Annotated in this window: 16 protein-coding genes; 6 read left to right on the top strand and 10 right to left on the bottom strand. The window is 70.6% G+C overall.

The window, feature by feature from the left end; genetic code table 11:
- Positions 1-96: 96 nt before the first annotated feature.
- The 3 genes from OG718_RS20705 to OG718_RS20715 all read right to left on the bottom strand — a co-directional run bounded on the left by OG718_RS20705 (position 97) and on the right by OG718_RS20715 (position 2,636).
- Entirely contained in the window at positions 97-702 is a 606-nt protein-coding gene (locus OG718_RS20705; protein ID WP_143636540.1) for a MarC family protein, read from the bottom strand.
- Between the two features lie 208 nt (positions 703-910).
- Entirely contained in the window at positions 911-1,777 is an 867-nt protein-coding gene (locus tag OG718_RS20710) for a PHP domain-containing protein (RefSeq protein WP_328847798.1), read from the bottom strand.
- 217 nt (positions 1,778-1,994) lie between these two features.
- On the bottom strand, positions 1,995-2,636 hold the full coding sequence (locus tag OG718_RS20715; protein ID WP_055610553.1) for a DUF6758 family protein: 642 nt from the start codon (positions 2,634-2,636) through the stop codon (positions 1,995-1,997).
- 174 nt (positions 2,637-2,810) lie between these two features.
- Between OG718_RS20715 and OG718_RS20720 the strand changes: the two genes are divergently transcribed.
- Positions 2,811-4,076, top strand: coding sequence for an MFS transporter (locus tag OG718_RS20720; RefSeq protein ID WP_143636544.1), 1,266 nt, complete (start codon positions 2,811-2,813; stop codon positions 4,074-4,076).
- 50 nt (positions 4,077-4,126) lie between these two features.
- Here OG718_RS20720 and OG718_RS20725 read toward each other — a convergent pair whose 3' ends face one another.
- Entirely contained in the window at positions 4,127-4,723 is a 597-nt protein-coding gene (locus OG718_RS20725; RefSeq protein WP_143636547.1) for a suppressor of fused domain protein, read from the bottom strand.
- A gap of 504 nt (positions 4,724-5,227) precedes the next feature.
- On the opposite strand from OG718_RS20725, the gene OG718_RS20730 reads away from it, so the two are divergent.
- Both OG718_RS20730 and OG718_RS20735 read left to right on the top strand, forming a co-directional pair.
- Positions 5,228-6,337, top strand: a complete 1,110-nt coding sequence (locus tag OG718_RS20730) for a magnesium and cobalt transport protein CorA (RefSeq protein WP_143636549.1) — start codon at positions 5,228-5,230, stop codon at positions 6,335-6,337.
- A gap of 25 nt (positions 6,338-6,362) precedes the next feature.
- Positions 6,363-6,911, top strand: coding sequence for a hypothetical protein (locus OG718_RS20735; protein ID WP_328844772.1), 549 nt, complete (start codon positions 6,363-6,365; stop codon positions 6,909-6,911).
- A gap of 198 nt (positions 6,912-7,109) precedes the next feature.
- Here the strand turns inward: OG718_RS20735 and OG718_RS20740 are convergent, their stop codons facing one another.
- Complete coding sequence (locus tag OG718_RS20740; RefSeq protein ID WP_186001143.1) at positions 7,110-7,868, bottom strand: hypothetical protein; 759 nt, start codon at positions 7,866-7,868, stop codon at positions 7,110-7,112.
- A 201-nt stretch (positions 7,869-8,069) separates the two neighbouring features.
- Here OG718_RS20740 and OG718_RS20745 point away from each other — a divergent pair, with 201 nt between their 5' ends.
- Genes OG718_RS20745 through OG718_RS20755 form a run of 3 tightly spaced genes read left to right on the top strand, consistent with a single transcriptional unit; the run spans position 8,070 to position 11,142 of the window.
- A complete protein-coding gene (locus OG718_RS20745) occupies positions 8,070-9,377 on the top strand; it encodes a magnesium transporter MgtE N-terminal domain-containing protein (RefSeq protein WP_143636553.1) in 1,308 nt (435 codons plus the stop codon).
- Positions 9,367-9,966 (top strand): DUF1003 domain-containing protein, encoded by a 600-nt coding sequence (locus OG718_RS20750; RefSeq protein ID WP_143636555.1) that lies wholly within the window; start codon positions 9,367-9,369, stop codon positions 9,964-9,966. The genes OG718_RS20745 and OG718_RS20750 overlap by 11 nt, the downstream gene beginning before the upstream one ends.
- Before the next feature lie 42 nt (positions 9,967-10,008).
- The gene (locus tag OG718_RS20755; protein ID WP_143636557.1) at positions 10,009-11,142 is read left to right on the top strand and encodes an Mrp/NBP35 family ATP-binding protein; all 1,134 of its coding nucleotides are present in this window, start codon (positions 10,009-10,011) and stop codon (positions 11,140-11,142) included.
- Between the two features lie 304 nt (positions 11,143-11,446).
- Here OG718_RS20755 and OG718_RS20760 read toward each other — a convergent pair whose 3' ends face one another.
- The 5 genes from OG718_RS20760 to sigE form a co-directional block, all read right to left on the bottom strand.
- Positions 11,447-12,103: a hypothetical protein gene (locus OG718_RS20760; protein ID WP_143636559.1), complete on the bottom strand. Its 657-nt coding sequence runs from the start codon at positions 12,101-12,103 to the stop codon at positions 11,447-11,449.
- A gap of 345 nt (positions 12,104-12,448) precedes the next feature.
- Complete coding sequence (locus tag OG718_RS20765; protein WP_143636561.1) at positions 12,449-12,901, bottom strand: sec-independent translocase; 453 nt, start codon at positions 12,899-12,901, stop codon at positions 12,449-12,451.
- Positions 12,902-13,176: 275 nt separating this feature from the next.
- A complete protein-coding gene (locus OG718_RS20770; protein ID WP_328844773.1) occupies positions 13,177-15,216 on the bottom strand; it encodes a trypsin-like peptidase domain-containing protein in 2,040 nt (679 codons plus the stop codon).
- A 139-nt stretch (positions 15,217-15,355) separates the two neighbouring features.
- Entirely contained in the window at positions 15,356-16,312 is a 957-nt protein-coding gene (locus OG718_RS20775; protein ID WP_143636565.1) for an anti-sigma factor family protein, read from the bottom strand.
- The gene (gene sigE / locus OG718_RS20780) at positions 16,309-17,010 is read right to left on the bottom strand and encodes an RNA polymerase sigma factor SigE (RefSeq protein ID WP_143636567.1); all 702 of its coding nucleotides are present in this window, start codon (positions 17,008-17,010) and stop codon (positions 16,309-16,311) included. Before sigE ends, OG718_RS20775 begins: the two co-directional genes overlap by 4 nt.
- Positions 17,011-17,130: the final 120 nt, after the last annotated feature.

Raw genomic sequence — 17,130 nt, forward strand, 5'->3', positions numbered from 1 at the left:
CCGGACGCTCGGCAGACCAGGAATGGCTGACCGACAGACTTCAGAACCCCCGTACGGCACCGATGCCGTACGGGGGTTCTGCGCGTACGAGGGCCTTCAGCTGTTCTGGATGACCTGCGTGACGCCGTTGATGATCTGCTGCACGGCGATCGCGGAGAGCATCATGCCCGCGAGCCGGGTCACGAGCACGACGCCACCGTCCTTGATGACCCGGATGATCAGCAGCGAGTACCGCATCACGACCCACAGCACGACATGGATGGCGACGATCGCGGCCCACACCGACACCTGAGACGCCACGCCGTCGGCCTTCTGCACGGCCAGGATGACGGACACGATCGCACCCGGCCCGGCGAGCAACGGCATGCCCAGCGGTACGAGCGCGACGTTGACGTCCTTCGTCTGCTTGGGCTCGTCCGTCTTGCCCGTGAGCAGGTCGAGCGCGATGAGCAGAAGCAGCAGCCCGCCCGCGATCATCAGCGCGGGGACGGACACATGCAGGTAGTTCAGGATCTGGTGACCGAGCAGCCCGAAGACCGTGATGACTCCGCCGGCCACACAGACGGCCTGGAACGCCATCCGCTTCTGCACCTTGGCCGGCCGTCCGGCCGTCAGCGCAAGGAAGATCGGGGTGATCCCGGGGGGATCCATGATGACGAAGAGGGTGAGGAAGAGAGAGCCGAAAACGGCGAGGTCGAACACGGTGAGCCTTGCGAGAAGAGGGACGGGACGAGGGAGTGGAACAACGAGGACGGGCCGTACGGCCTGACGTCCATCGCTGCGGGCAGGCTCCACGCGGCCCGGGAAGGGTGGCCGCAGCCGGGAACCGGTGGGCACAGCCCGGGGTGCAGGCGCCTTCGGAAGCGACCGAGCGGGAACCCGGCAGGAACCGAGCGGGACCGCTCGGGGTTCAGCGCCCGGCGCCCCCGCCGGCCCCCGGCACGGGAAACGCGCCGGTCGCCCGCCGGGTGATCTCCCCGTAGATCTCGGGATCCGTCGTGAACTCCCCGAGCACGCACGTCTTCCGGCTGCCGTGGTAGTCGCTGGAGCCGGTGGGCAGCAGCCCCAACTCTCCCGCGAGGCCCCGCAGCCGGGCCCGGGTGGCCGGTTCGTGGTCCATGTGGTCGACCTCGATCCCGTCGAGCCCGGCCGCCGCGAGCTCCGCGATCGCGGACTCCGGCACGGTCAGCCCGCGCTTGGAAGCGGCGGGGTGCGCGAAGACGGTCACCCCGCCCGCGGCCTTGACGAGCCGGATCATCTCGAAGGGGTCCGACTCGTGCTTCGCGACGTAGGCGCGCCCGCCGTCGGCGAGCCACTCGGTCGTGAACGCGTCGGAGACGCTGCGCACGACTCCCAGCTCGACCAGCGCGGTGGCGATGTGCGGCCGCCCCACGGAACCGCCGGCCGCGATCCGCTCCACCTGCCCCCAGGTCACCGGCACGCCCAGTTCCTGGAGGTTGCCGATCATCGCCTGGGCCCGCGGCACGCGGTCGTCGCGCACGAGCTCGCGCTCGCTCAGCAGCTCGGGCTCCTCGGGATCGAAGAGGTACGCCAGCATGTGCAGCCCCACTCCGTCGAGACGGCAGGAGAGCTCGGCCCCGGTCACCAGCGTCAGCCCCGCGGGCAGGGCCGCGACGGCCTCCGAGTATCCGCGGGTGGTGTCGTGGTCGGTCAGCGCGACGACGTCGAGCCCGGCGGCACCGGCGTTGCGCACCAGCTCGGCGGGGGTGTCCGTACCGTCCGAGGCCGTGGAGTGGCAGTGCAGATCGATGCGCACGACACGAACTCCAGACACGGAAGGAACAGCAGGGACCGCTCAAGGATAACGGCAGCAGGGACGCCCACTGTCACACCCGCAGAAGGGGTTCACCCCCTACGGATACCCACACAGGAGCACGCCCGCTCTTCAGGGGCGCGGGGAACTGCGCGACCAGCCACACCCAACCCGCACCCGGCAGACCACAGGCACCCCACCCTCATAGCCGCCCAAAAACCTACGGCTCAAGAATCCGCGGCGACAACGCCCCACAGGGCAACAGATCCACTTCCGCCCCCGCATCCCGCAGATCCGTGAGCACCAGCTCGTCATACATCAGCAACCCCGACTGCTCGGGCCACACGACGGCCCACAGCCACAACCCCCGGGCCTCCCCCGCGAAGACGGCCCGGTCGTCGGGCGTCCCGGCGACATGCCACAGCGGTGTCGGCCGCCCCGCGGCGAGCAGCTTCGCCTGGGCGGGCTTCTCGACGCTCATGTACGGCCCCGGATCGGGCCCGTCGATCCCCGCGTACCGCGCGCCGAGCCCGACCCCGAGCTCCTCGGCGATGAGCACCAGTTCCCCTATGCCACCGAGCGGCCCCGGCCCGGAGCACGCCACGGCCGTGGCGCGACCGCCGCTGCGGTCGTCACCGGCGAACGCCGCACCCGTGAAGAGCCAGCCGACAGGCAGCGGCCACGGCATCCACACCGGTACGCGCGCACGGTGCACGACCACGCCGAGGGCTTCGACGCTGGGCGGGATCACGGGCTGCAGCGGATGCACGATGCCGTGCACATCGCACTGCCAGGAGTCGGCAAAGAGGCCGGGAGCCCTGACCCGGCCACCACACTTCGGGCAACTGGGTTCGCCCCTCATAGGGCCCAACGGTCCTCCCCGTATTTGGTTGCGTCAAGGACGATCACCCGTCCGGCGTGTGCCTGTCACCTTCCCCTCACCCCGGAAAACTAGATGCAGCTTGCATTCATTAGCCGACCTAACTTATTATGTGCATACGCCAACGATCTCGATGCGAGGAGCGAAGGAGCCGGCATGAACAGCGGTACGGCAGATCACACAGGAGGTCCCGCCGAAGGGGACACGTTCGACGCGGGCGCCGGCGGCCTCCTGCGTCAGCCGAAGGCGGTCTGGGCGACCGCCGGGGCATCCGTCGTCGCCTTCATGGGCATCGGGCTCGTCGACCCGATCCTGCCCTCCATCGCCAAGGGTCTGGACGCCACCGCCGGCCAGGTCTCACTGCTCTTCACCTCGTACTTCCTCATCACGGCCATCGCGATGCTGGTCACGGGCTTCGTCTCCAGCCGCATCGGCGGCCGCAGGACCCTGCTCCTCGGCCTCGCCCTGGTCGTGGTCTTCGCGGGCCTGTCCGGCACCTCCGGCTCGGTCGGCGAACTCGTCGGATTCCGCGCGGGCTGGGGGCTCGGCAACGCACTGTTCGTCTCGACGGCCCTCGCCGTCATCGTCGGCGCGGCGGCCGGCGGCAGCGCCGCGGCGATCCTGCTGTACGAGTCCGCCCTGGGCCTCGGCATGGCCTGCGGACCCCTGCTGGGCGCACTGCTCGGGGACGCCAGCTGGCGCTACCCGTTCTTCGGCACCGCGGTCCTGATGGCGATCGGATTCCTGTGCATCACGGCGTTCCTGAAGGAGCAGCCGAAGCCCGCGCGCAAGACGGGCCTGCTCGACCCGATCAAGGCGCTCGGCCACGGCGGGCTCGCGTCGGCGGCGGCCTCCGCTTTCTTCTACAACTACACGTTCTTCACCGTGCTGGCCTTCACGCCGTTCGTGCTGAACATGAGCCCGTACAGGTCCGGCGCGGTCTTCTTCGCCTGGGGGCTGCTGCTCGCGGTGTTCTCGGTGCTCGTGGCGCCGCGCCTGCAGGCACGGTTCGGGTCGCTGAAGGTGCTCGGCGGATCGCTGATGCTGCTCGCGGCCGACGTACTCGTCCTCGGCTACGGCAGCCACACCACGGCCGTCGTCTGCACGATCCTCTCCGGCGCCTTCATCGGCGTGAACAACACGGTCTACACAGAGCTCGCGCTCGGTGTCTCGGACGCCCCGCGCCCGGTGGCGAGCGCCGGCTACAACTTCGTCCGCTGGTTCGCGGCCGCCGCCGCTCCCTTCTTCGCGCCGAAGATCGAGGAGTGGACCGACATCCACATCCCCTTCGTGGTCGCGGCGGTCACCGCGGTACTGGGCGCGCTCGTCGTCCTCGTACGCCGGAAGTCCCTCGCGCACGAGGCCGAGGAGCTGGAGACGCGGCACGCGACCGAGGACAGTGTCGCCGTGTTTGCCAACTGACGGATTCCGGCCACGGGTTGGTGACGTTACTCACCCCCGGGCCGCCCGGATCAGTCCAGCGGGACGGACTTGCGTGAGGGATCGCGCAGGTCCGTTCCGCTCGTGAGCCAGCGCTCCTGGAGGGCCCCCGCGCCGTGCACCCGCTTCCACGCGGCCTCGTTCGGCGTCATGGGGAGCAGCGGCAGGAAACGTACGGGGTCCAGGGGTGCGTCGAGTTCCAGGTCCTCGATCAGGCCGCCCGCCTCGGCGACCAGTACGGAGGTGAAGGGGGAGCCCGGCCACAGGGGCTCGCCCACGTCGAGCGAGGCGCCCGGGGCCACGACCAGGCCCTCGACCTGCGGGGAAGCGGCCAGCACGGCGAGTGGGCGGAGGACCTTGTCGGTGTCGGCGGCGCCGGCCCGTACGGAGAGGACCAGCTCGGCGCGTGGGCCCGCGACCGGGTCGGCGACGACCGCCGTGGGGTCGGCCATCGGCTGGGCGGACATGCCGAGCGTGGCGTAGCGGACGATCCCCTTGCCGGCTTCCGCGTCGCTGAAGCGGAGCACCTCGATGCGGTCCGTGCCGAGGAAGGTCACCGCGGCGCGCGCGTCCGGTTCGCCCAGCGCGGTACGCAACCGGGCCTCGACCAGAGGAAGAACATCAGCCATGCGCCGAGCATAGAACTCGTCAGTGACGGGCAAAGCGACGGCTTGACACTTCAGTCGGCTGATAGTCTTGGCCGCTGGTCGGGGCAGCACGCAGAAGCGTCGCTCTCGAGTCCCGACCCAAGTCTCGACACATGAGACTCCCCTACGGGGGATGGACCTCCCCTACGGGGGACCGGCCGGAGGAGGTGGGGCTCCATGGATCGAAGTCGACCGTGCAGTACCACCCGCTCTTCCGGCTGCTGAGTCCCTCTCAGCTCCAGAGCTCAGGCTCTACTGGCTGCCACCTCTCGCATTCGCGTCCTGGCCTCCGGTGCACAACGGAAGAGCACTTCGTTTTTCCTGATCTGTCTGAATTTTTCTGATCTGTATCAGTAGCGAAGCTGCCACCGCGACGGTGCGGTGCTCCCCGCTTTGTGGACGTGCCAAACATCCGCAGTCAGGACGTCCCCATTCCGGGCAGTCTCAACCGTTGCCGGCGGCTCTCGTTCCGCGAAGGAGCCAGCCATGTCGATGATTCGTGACCTGCGTGCCGCGGTCCGTCCCTCGCTGCGCAAGGACGGCGGCGCGTACGACACCACCCGCGCGGCCGGGGCCAGTTCGGCCGTCGTGGACTGCGCGGTCTACCGCGACGGCGTCCGCCTCCCGTCCGACGAAGGCCTCACGCCGCGTGCGGCGATCCGTCAGGCGCGGCGGGACGGCGGGTTCGCCTGGATCGGCCTGCACGAGCCGACCGAGGCCGAATTCGCCGGTGTGGCCGCCGAGTTCGGGCTGCACCCGCTGGCCGTCGAGGACGCCGTCCACGCCCACCAGCGGCCCAAGCTGGAGCGGTACGACGACACACTGTTCGCCGTCTTCAAGACCATCCACTACGTCGAGCACGACGAGCTCACCGCCACCAGCGAGGTCGTCGAGACCGGCGAGGTGATGTGCTTCACCGGACGGGACTTCTTCATCACCGTGCGGCACGGCGGCCAGGGTTCGCTGCGGGCGCTGCGGCACCGGCTGCAGGACGACCCCGAGCTGCTCACCAAGGGCCCCTCGGCCGTGCTGCACGCCATCGCCGACCACGTCGTCGACGGGTACGTGGCGGTCGCGGACGCGCTGCAGGACGACGTCGACGAGGTCGAGACCGAGGTGTTCTCGCCCGGGCCTCGCGGCGGGGTGTCGCGCGGTGTCGACTCTGCGCGGATCTACCAGCTCAAGCGTGAGGTGCTGGAGTTCAAGCGCGCGGTGTCGCCGCTGATGCGGCCCATGCAGCTGCTGAGCGAGCGGCCGATGCGGCTGGTCGACCCCGACATCCAGAAGTACTTCCGCGATGTCGCCGACCATCTCGCGCGGGTGCAGGAGCAGGTCGTGGGCTTCGACGAACTGCTCAACTCGATCCTCCAGGCCAACCTCGCGCAGGCCTCCGTCGCGCAGAACGAGGACATGCGCAAGATCACGTCCTGGGCGGCGATCATCGCCGTGCCGACGATGGTGTGCGGGGTGTACGGCATGAACTTCGACCACATGCCGGAGCTGCACTGGAAGTACGGCTACCCGGTGATCATGGGCATCACCGTGGTGCTCTGCCTGGGCATCCACCGGACCCTGAAGCGCAACGGCTGGCTCTGAGGGCCCGGCAACTAGGCTGACCCTCATGACGGATCAGCTGCTCGACCAGGCCCTCGTCGAGGAGGCCACCAAGAAGTCCGGGCTCGTCTGGGTGCGGGGGCTTCCCGTCCAGGGGGACGGGGTCACCGTCCAGGGGGACGGGGCGGCCTCCCGGGCCCTGTGGCACGTGTGGCACGACGGCGCGGTGTGTCTGGTCGGGGACGGGCCCGGTGAGCAGCCGTTGCCCGGACTCGTGGACGGGGGCGAGGCCGTCGTCACCGTCCGAAGCAAGGACAAGGGCGGTCGTCTCGTCTCCTGGTCCGCGAAGGTGGTGGAGCTCCCTCCCGGGTCCGAGGAGTGGGACACGGCCGTCGGCGAGCTGAAGGGCAAGCGGCTGAACGCGCCGGACGGGGAGGCCATGACCGGGCGGTGGGCGCGGGAGTGCCGGGTGGTTCGGCTCGCCCCGACGGGGTCGACTGCGTCGCTGCCGGACGGGTCGCTCGCCGCGGCGCCGTTGCCTACGTCTGCGACTACGCGTCTGCCGATTCCGGCGGGGTTGCCGCGGCTGCTTTTCAAGAAGCGCAGGCGCGGCTGAACGGAAGCGGTTCGCGGGGTGCGTTGTCGGCTGCGGGTGCGTGGGGGCTGGTCGCGCAGTCCCCCGCGCCCCTAAAAGAAGCCGGGCTGCACCGACCGCATTTTTAGGGGCGCGGGGGACTGCGCGACCAGCCACCGACAACCCGCAGCCGCCCGACAACACGCCCCGTCGAGCTGTTGGGCGGATACGGAAGGTTCCCTAGGACGACGGGAGCTGCTGTCCATAGTCGACCGTGTCGTCCTTGTCCGGGGCCTCCAGGGCAAACCCCTTGCCCCAGTCCGTCAAGCGGAGCGTCCCCGCCCCGCCGGCGCGGACGAGGAGGAGAGGGTACGGCTTGCCCTCCAGGGAGACGTCCAGCTCGCCGCCGGAGCCCTTGTCACCGGTGATCCGGATCGTGCGGAGCCCGCGCTGCTCGTGGTGGCCGTCGGTGGCGAGCTCGCCCTGGAGGGCGAGGAGGCCGTCGAGGAGCACGTCCTTGTCGGTGAAGACGCTGAGCTGCTTGTAAGCGGGGTCGCCCTTGGGGACCTTCACGTACTTGCCCTCGAGCTTGCCCGCGGCCGTCGCGTCCGACGTACCGTCGTCGCTCTTGCCGTCCTGGTGGTCCCAGAAGTCCGCGTCGGCCTTGATGAAGAGGTGCTCGTCGACCCGCAGCAGCTGGAACGTCACGCCCTTCGAGGTGACCGAGCCGGTGCCGCCGTCACCCTTCAGCTGCATGTCCAGCTTGTAGGTGCGCTTGCCGCTGATCACGGCACCGGACAGCCGTACCGTCTCCGCGGCCCGGGCGGCCGACTGCGTTCTGCTCTGGATCTTGGCCGGGGGCAGTTTCCCGACCCCGTTCGTGCCCGCGTCCGGGTCGTCACCGCCGCACCCCGTCACCCCTGTCCCCGTCACGACCAGCGCACACACGGCGCTCGCCAACGCGGCCCTACGGGTACGTCCCTGGGGAATCGCAGTCACAGGTGGCGCTGCCTCTCATACGGGTGACCTCAACGGCGTACCGCAGCGTACCGGGGCCCTCTACGCCACTCGGAGTCAGTCCGTCCGCACCGCTCACCAGGGCGTATCCGACCGGGACGGGCTAGCCTGAAGCCCACCCGAGCGGACATGACACATCAAAACGCCCGTAGTGGAAGCCCGTACGAAGAAGGAGGCGCGGGCATGGCGGCAGGCGCCCCCAGGATCTTCGTCTCGCATCTCTCCGGCATCGCCGTCTTCGACCCGAACGGCGACCAGGTGGGCCGGGTGCGCGACCTGGTCGCCATGCTGCGTGTCGGGCGGAAGCCCCCTCGGCTGCTCGGCCTCGTCGTCGAACTGTCCACCCGCCGCCGCATCTTCCTGCCCATGACCCGCGTGACCGGCATCGAGTCCGGTCAGGTCATCACGACCGGTGTCCTAAACGTCCGCCGCTTCGAGCAGCGGCCCACCGAGCGGCTGGTCATCGGGGAACTGCTCGACCGGCGGGTCACACTCGTCGAGACCGACGAGGAGGTCACCGTCCTCGACATCTCCATCCAGCAGCTGCCCGCCCGTCGCGACTGGGAGATCGACCGGGTCTTCGTACGGAAGGGGCGCACGGGCAGTGCGTTCCGGCGGGCCAAGGGCGAGACGCTGACCGTCGAGTGGTCGGCCGTCACCGGGTTCTCGCTGGAGGAGCACGGGCAGGGCGCCGAGAACCTCCTTGCCACCTTCGAGCAGCTGCGCCCGGCCGACCTGGCGAACGTGCTGCACCATCTGTCCCCCAAGCGGCGCGCGGAGGTCGCGGCCGCCCTGGACGACGACCGGCTCGCTGACGTCCTGGAGGAGCTCCCCGAGGACGACCAGATCGAGATCCTCGGCAAGCTCAAGGAGGAGCGCGCAGCCGACGTCCTGGAGGCGATGGACCCCGACGACGCGGCCGACCTGCTCGGCGAGCTGCCGGAGGAGGACAAGGAGCGGCTGCTGGCGCTGATGCGTCCGGACGACGCGGCGGACGTACGGCGGCTGATGGCGTACGAGGAGCGCACGGCGGGCGGTCTGATGACGACCGAGCCGATCGTGCTGCGTCCCGACGCGACGGTCGCGGACGCGCTCGCGCGGGTGCGCAACCCGGACCTCTCCCCCGCGCTGGCCGCCCAGGTGTACGTGTGCCGCCCGCCGGACGAGACACCGACCGGCAAGTACCTGGGCACGGTCCACTTCCAGCGGCTGCTGCGCGATCCGCCGTACACGCTCGTCGGCTCGATGATCGACGACGATCTGCAGCCGCTGGACCCGGAGGCCGTACTGCCCGTCGTGGCGGGCTTCTTCGCGGCGTACGACATGGTCGCGGCGCCCGTCGTCGACGAGAGCGGCTCGCTGCTGGGTGCGGTCACCGTGGACGACGTACTCGACCACATGCTGCCCGAGGACTGGCGCGAGACGGAGTTCCACCTGGACGAGGAGACACACGCGGAGGCGTCCGGCGAGGGGGCTTCTGATGGCTCCTGAGCGCGAGGCCGGCCGCGAGCGTGCCGCCACCGGGGCTACGGCCGCCCCCCGGCCGCGAACGCGGCTCGACCAGCCGCAGCCGCCGCGGCGCCGGTTCCTGCCCGAGTACGACCCGGAGGCCTTCGGCCGGCTGTCCGAGCGGATCGCCCGCTTCCTCGGCACCGGGCGGTTCATCGTCTGGATGACGGTCGTCATCATCCTGTGGGTGGTGTGGAACGTGTCCGCGCCGCGTGACCTGCGCTTCGACAACTACCCGTTCATCTTCCTGACCCTGATGCTCTCGCTCCAGGCCTCGTACGCCGCCCCGCTGATCCTCCTCGCGCAGAACCGGCAGGACGACCGCGACAAGGTCAACCTCGAACAGGACCGCAAGCAGAACGAGCGGTCGATCGCGGACACCGAGTACCTGACGCGGGAGATCGCCGCGCTGCGCGTGGGCCTCGGCGAGGTCGCCACCCGGGACTGGATCCGCTCGGAGCTGGAGGACCTGGTCAAGGAGCTGGACGAGCGGCGTCCCGGGGCGCGCGGCGACGCTCGTGTCGTATTCCCGGCAGAACACCCTCGGGGACGTGACGTAGACGACCGGTGACAGGCTTTCCTGGGTCGGTGGGAAGCGCCGTACCATCGACCCATGGCTACGGAAGACGCGGTGCGTGAAGCACTGGCGACAGTGAACGACCCCGAGATCCATCGCCCGATCACCGAGCTCGGAATGGTCAAGTCGGTGGAGATCGGTGCGGACGGTGCTGTCGCGGTCACCGTCTACCTCACGGTCTCCGGCTGCCCGATGCGCGAGACCATCACGAAGAACGTCACGGACGCCGTCGCGGCGGTCGAGGGCGTCACCCGTGTCGACGTGACGCTGGACGTGATGGGCGACGAACAGCGCAAGGAGCTGGCGGCCGCGCTGCGCGGCGGCCAGGGAGAGCGGGAGGTCCCGTTCGCCAAGCCGGGTTCGCTGACGCGTGTGTACGCGGTCGCCTCCGGCAAGGGCGGCGTCGGCAAGTCGTCCGTGACGGTCAACCTCGCGGCGGCGATGGCCGCGGACGGCCTCAAGGTCGGTGTCGTGGACGCCGACATCTACGGCCACTCCGTGCCCCGCATGCTCGGCGCCGACGGCCACCCGACCCAGGTCGAGAACATGATCATGCCGCCGTCGGCGAACGGCGTGAAGGTCATCTCGATCGGCATGTTCACCCCCGGCAACGCGCCCGTCGTGTGGCGCGGCCCGATGCTCCACCGCGCCCTCCAGCAGTTCCTCGCGGACGTCTACTGGGGCGACCTGGACGTGCTGCTCCTGGACCTCCCCCCGGGTACGGGCGACATCGCGATCTCGGTCGCGCAGCTCGTCCCGAACGCGGAGATCCTGGTCGTGACGACCCCTCAGCAGGCCGCCGCCGAGGTCGCCGAGCGAGCCGGCTCGATCGCCGTCCAGACCCACCAGAAGATCGTCGGCGTCGTCGAGAACATGTCGGGCATGCCCTGCCCCCACTGCGACGAGATGGTCGACATCTTCGGCACGGGGGGTGGCCAGTCGGTCGCCGACGGCCTGACCCGCACAACTGGTGCCACCGTCCCGGTGCTCGGCTCCATCCCCATCGACCTCCGCCTCCGCGAAGGCGGCGACGAGGGCAAGCCGGTGGTGCTGACGGACCCCGACTCCCCTGCGGGCTCGGCCCTGCGAGCCATCGCAGGCAAGCTGGGCGGCCGCCAGCGGGGTCTGTCGGGCATGTCCCTGGGAATCACCCCGCGGAACAAGTTCTAGGACTTTCACCCAATGCCCTGCGGCCGCTTCTTGTGGGGCGGCTGCGGGTGAGTGGGGGTTGTTCGCGCAGTTCCCCGCGCCCCTAAAAAGCGCGGGGCTGCGCCCCTGGCTTTTGTCTTCAGGGGCGCGGGGAACTGCGCGCTCAGCCACGAACAACCCGCACGTGTACCAACCGGCCCGAGCCACCCCCTCCAGGGGCGCGGGGAACTGCGCGACAAGCCCCCACCGGCCCGCAGCCGACGAACAGCACACGCCGAAGGGGGCACCGTCAGAAGACGGTGCCCCCTTCGGCTAAGCCCGCCGCCTAGGCGTACGTGGCGATGTCCTTGATCACGGCGAAGCCCAACCCGTACGCGCTCATACCCCGCCCGTACGCCCCCAGGTGAACCCCCTCCTGCGTGGACCCCGCAAGAACCCACCCGAACTCGGACTCCCGGTAGTGGAACGGCGTCGGCACCCCGTCCACGGGAAGGGACAGCGTCGACCAGTCGGCGCCGTCCAGATCGTCCGCGAGGACCCACGCCGTCTCGGTCTGCTGGTCCAGCCAGTCGTCCCGCAGCGTGTGGTCCATCTGCCCGGGCCAGGTGAAGGACAGCAGCCCCACCCCCGCGAGCCAGGCCGCGGAGGACACGGAGGTGGCCTCCAACAGCCCCGTGCCGTCGGCACTGCGCCGCACCGGACTGGCCGCCACGGTGACCACGACCGCGAACCGCTCCTTGTCCTCCGTGGTCTCGCCGCGTACCGAGGGCTCGTCGCCGTGCCCGATCGAGCCGTGCTCGATGGCTCCGTCGGCCGAGGCACCGACCTGCATCAGCCAGCGCGGTCCCGTGAAGGCCTCGTCGAGGCCGTACCACGGGAAGGGCGCCAGCAGGTAGCCGTCGACCGTGCGCCGGGCGGAGGGGACCTGTTGTCCGCCCTCCGCAGCCGGCGCCTGCGCGCCTACCCGACTTGTCGTCTCCATCGCCCGGACGCCTCCTCGCTCTAGTCGAACCGGGCGGCCCGCCCCCCTTCGGGCGTCCATCCGGTCCGCACAACAACTAGGCAGGATAGCCACAGGTCCGTGACGACCCGGGAAACCAGTCGGCTCGTGGGTCGCGTACGCGTCAGATCCGGCCCCCTTTGAGCAGGCAGAACGCAGGCGACGTACGGGAAAAAGGAGTGCGGGCGACCCGGCCGAAGCGCGTTCCGGACGGCGGGCGTGCCGCACGGCGACGGCCCGCGGGCGTACGCCTCGGACCACGGGCCGGTTCGGACCGGGCCGAGTCGGCCCAGGTCAGGGGCGGTCGGCCGAGCGGCCGAGACCGGCTCAGGTCGCGTCGGCGTCGAACGGCGGGCGCTCGTCCTGATCGAGCTTCTCGCGCTTCTTCGTCATGTCGACGGTGCCGCCGGTGGAACCGGTCGAGGAGGACGACGACGAGGAGGCGGAGGACTCGGACTCGCGTCCGTGCACCGCGTCCGTGACGTCGGCCATCTCCTTCTTCAGGTCGAAGCCGTTGCGGATCTCCTTGAGCCCCAGCTCGTCGTTGTCCAGCTGCTTGCGGATGAACGTCTTGGGGTTGAGGTCCTCGAACTCGAAGTCCTTGAACTCCGGGCCGAGTTCGTCGCGGATGTCCGCCTTGGCGCTCTCCGAGAAGTCACGGATCTTGCGGATGGTGCGCGTGACGTCCTGGATCATCTTCGGGAGCTTCTCCGGGCCGAAGACGAGCACGGCAAGGACAACGAGCGTCACGAGCTCGAGCGGTCCTATGTCATTGAACACCTTCAGCTCCTTGCGATGTCCTCGGCCCTCGGCAGGTCGTTCCGTGGTCCGGGCCGGGTCCACGGTACCCGGCGATCCTGTCTGTCCGGTACTGTCCGGGGCCCTCCGACCGCGTGTACACGCCGGGTTTTCCAGGATGTTTGCCTGATGGGGCCCGGGTTCGGCCCGCTTCCTGTGAAGTTCCTGTCGGCTGCCCCGCGCGATCGAGTCGCGGGCGCGGCCCACTCGTTCGATCCACTCGTCCGATCCGCCCTCCGCCCCGCGCGATCGTTCCGTCAGTCACCGTCGGCGGAACCGAGCACGAGAGTGACCTTCCTCTCCTTGCCGTCGCGCTCCAGCGTCAGCTCCAGACGGTCGCCGGGGCGGTGGGCCCGGGTCTTGACGATGAGCTCCTCGCCGGAGTGCACGCGCTGCCCGTCGACCTCGGTGATCACATCGCCGGGCTTGATGCCGGCCCGGTCACCCGGACCGTCCTGGTTGACCGGGGGACTGCCGTCGTTGCCCTTGGTGCCGACGCGGGCGCCGTCGCCGCTGTAGTCCATGTCGAGCGTCACGCCGATCACCGGGTGCGTGGCCTTGCCGGTGTTGATGAGCTCCTCGGCGACGCGCTTGCCCTGGTTGATGGGGATGGCGAACCCGAGGCCGATCGAGCCGGACTGGCCGCCCTCCAGGTCCGAGCCGCTGTCGGCGGAGCGGATGGCGCTGTTGATGCCGATGACCCGGCCCTTGGAGTCGACCAGCGGGCCGCCGGAGTTGCCGGGGTTTATCGGGGCGTCCGTCTGCAGCGCGTCCACGTACGAGATGTCGCTGCCGTCGCCCTCCTCGCCGCCGGCCGTGATGGGACGCTCCTTGGCGCTGATGATGCCCGCGGTGACGGTGTTCTCCAGGTCGAAGGGGGCGCCGATGGCCACGACCGGGTCGCCGACCTGGACGTTGTCGGAGTTGCCGAGGGCCAGGGGCTTGAGGCCTCTGACACCGCTCACCTTCACGACGGCGAGGTCGTAGCCACTGTCATGACCGACGACCTTGGCCTTGGCGGTCTGCCCGCCGCTGAAGGTCACGGTTATCTCGCCACTGCCGTCCGCGGGGTCGACGACGTGGTTGTTGGTGAGGATGTGGCCGCGCTGGTCGAGCACGAACCCGGTGCCGGTGCCCTGCGCCTCCGACCCGCTCACGTGCAGGGTCACCACACTGGGCAGCGCGCTGGCAGCGATCCCGGCCACGCTGTCCGCGGCCCGTCCCTTGGCCTCGGTCCCGGCCTGCGGCAGCTCGATGTCGTCGATCCCGCCGTTGCGCTCCAGATACGCCCCTACGGCCCCGCCGACGCCGCCGGACACGAGGGCGAGGAGCGCGGCCCCGAGGACCAGCCCTCGCCTGGTACGCCGACGCCGTCCGGTCGTGGTCTCGACGGCCGCCCCGTTCTGCTGGAGGGGGGCGGCGGCCCAGGGGTCGTAGTTCTGCCAGGGGGCGAGGGCCGCCGGGGGGTGGGTCTGGGGGTGTGCCTGAGCGTCGGCCTGGGGCACGGGTACGGGGGCTGCCGGGACGTGCGGGGCCGAAGCGTGCGGTCCAGGGGCGTGCGGTCCAGGGGCGTGCGGGGCCTGGGGGTGGGGAGCCGGGGCCGGCGCGGGGGCGCCCTGGTCGGCGGGGCTGTGGTCGGGAGCGCCGTGGAGGGGGGCCGCCGCCTGCCGGTAGCCGGAAGGCAGCCCGGGTCCGAGGATGCCCTGCGTGGCGGCCGGCCGCGGGGCGGAGTCCTCGGGCCCGGCTCCTGCCGGAGTGCCCTGGGGCGGAGTCGCGGCCTGGACGGCCGTCCCGTGCGCGGGAGTCGTCGCCGGGTGCTGGACCGGGGGCGCGGGCGCCCAGGGGCCGGGCCCGCCGTAGGGCGGCGTGCTGTAGGGGTCCGGGTCGTGCAGCGGCTTGGGACGCTCCCCGAGAGGCTCGGGCCGCTCACCGGGCACGTCGGCGCCACCGCTCGCGGCAACAGGCGCCTGGATCGGTGCCCGGCTCGATGTCTGGCCCGACACCTGGCTCGGCACCACGGTGGAACCGGTCGAGGCCTCGCCGTCTACGGCGTCCGCGACGCCGGTTGCGCCCGCGCCGTCCGAGGCACCGGCAGCACCGGAGCCAGCTGAGGCACCAGCACCGGCACCGGTGCTGGCACCCACAGGCTTCTCCAGCTCGAAGTCACCGTCCATGTCGCCCCCGTGGAACCCACTCGTGCCGTCCCCCGCGGAAACCGGGTCCACCGGAGCGGATTCCGGCACGTGGGTCCGGGGCCGGCTCCACCACTTCGGCTTCGTGGGCTTCCCCTCGTCCATGCTCTCCCCACACCTGAACCCGCGGCTCGACGCGTCGGCGGTCACCACGGTTTGTCCACTCCGAGCCCGGGTTACTACCGCGGGCGCGGCCCATCCCTGGATTCAACCAGGTTCACGGGCCGCCGCGCAGAGAGCCGGTTCAGCCGGGGGAGGAAGGCGAGGGTGAGGCGGACGGGTCGGACGGTGGCACCAGCGGCAGCAGGGACGTCTCCAGCTCCGACGCCGTCGAGAACGCGGTCAGCGCCACCGGTGGGGCGGGGCTGAAGGGACGTATGAGCGGGGACATGGCGGCGGCACCGGCCACCACGGGGGTGGTCAGCGCGTGCAGCGTGCGCGTGCCCTGCTCGACCGGCGAGGACACGCCGGGCGCGGGCACCCCGGGCAGCAGCGGCGCGGACAGCTCGGTCTGCGCGCCTCCCTCCCCGGTGAAGGTGCGCTGTCCCTGCGCGAGCAGCGGCGTGAGGGACCGGCGGCGCTGTGAGTCGGGGTTGGTCACCCCGCCCGCGTTCGACGTCCGCATCGGGGTCACATTGCTTCCGGAGCCCGACCCGCCGCGCGCGTCCGTGGTGTCCGTCGGCATGCCGGTCGACACCCCGCCGAGCGCGATCGCTGCGAGCGAAACGGCACCGGCAGCGGCGGCCGCGAAGCGCAGGCCCCGTGAGGCCGAACGCTCGGCCTCACGCCGGCTTATGTCATGGATGCGGAACCCGCGCTGCTCGGAGGGCAGCACGGCGGCGTGGGGGCCGGACGGCACGTAGCCGAAGGAGTCCGGCTTCATGCCGAAGACTCCGGAGGTTCCGAACCCTCCCCCGCCCAGCGGCGATCCGTCGCCGTCCGAGTCGCCTCCTCCGGGGAGCCCCTGCAGACGGGCCAGGAAACTCTCCGAGGGGGGTGGCGGAGCGACCTCCGCGAACACGTTCTTCAGTCGTCGCTGCTCGTCGGCCTCGGCTTTGCACTTCGCGCACGTGGCGAGGTGCGAGAGGACACGCTCGCGCGCCTCGTGACCGAGCTCGCCGTCCACGAGGGCGGAGAGCCGGTCTCCGAGGTGCTGCTCGGTAAGGGGCCGGTCGGCAGGATTAAGCCGTGATCCACTCACGTGCTCGCGCCCCCTCCTCCCAGAGCGGGCACTCCGGTGACCGCGAAACCGCGGCGCTCGGCACGGGCCTCGGGCGAGCGGTGGGCGAGCGCCTTGCGCAGCTGGGAGCGGCCGCGGTGGATGCGGCTGCGGACCGTACCGAGCTTGACGCCCAGGGTCGCGGCGATCTCCTCGTACGAAAGCCCTTCGATGTCGCACAGGACGACCGCGGCGCGGAACTCCGGGGCGAGCGTGTCGAGGGCCTGCTGGACGTCCGCGTCGAAGTGCGTGTCGTTGAAGACCTGCTGCGGGGAGGGCTCGCGGCTGGGCAGGCGCTCGGCCGCGTCGTCGCCGAGGGCGTCGAAGCGGATGCGCTGCTTGCGGCGGACCATGTCCAGGAAGAGGTTGGTGGTGATGCGGTGGAGCCAGCCCTCGAAGGTGCCCGGCGTGTACGTCGACAGGGATCGGAAGACCCGGACGAAGACTTCCTGGGTCAGGTCCTCGGCGTCGTGCTGGTTGCCCGTCAGGCGGTAGGCGAGACGGTAGACCCTGGCGCTGTGCGTGCTGACGATCTCCTCCCAGGTGGGCGGAGTCCACGCCTGCGAGTCCGCGTCGGACGTGAAGGTCGCGGTCTGAGCGGAGTCAGCGGTGCGGAAACGGTCAGCGGTGTCGTTCACAGATTTCGGCTCACCCGCCGATCTGAGCAGGCGCCTCAGCACCCCTCCCCGATCCACAGGCGCAGCCGCACCTCCCCTGTCGGCTCTGGTGGTGTCCGGTGGAGCCCCTACCATAGCCACCTCGCCCGTTAGCTCCGGATAAGCGGTTTTACGAGAATTTGA

It is taken from the genome of Streptomyces sp. NBC_00258 (genome assembly GCF_036182465.1).
GTDB lineage: Bacteria > Actinomycetota > Actinomycetes > Streptomycetales > Streptomycetaceae > Streptomyces.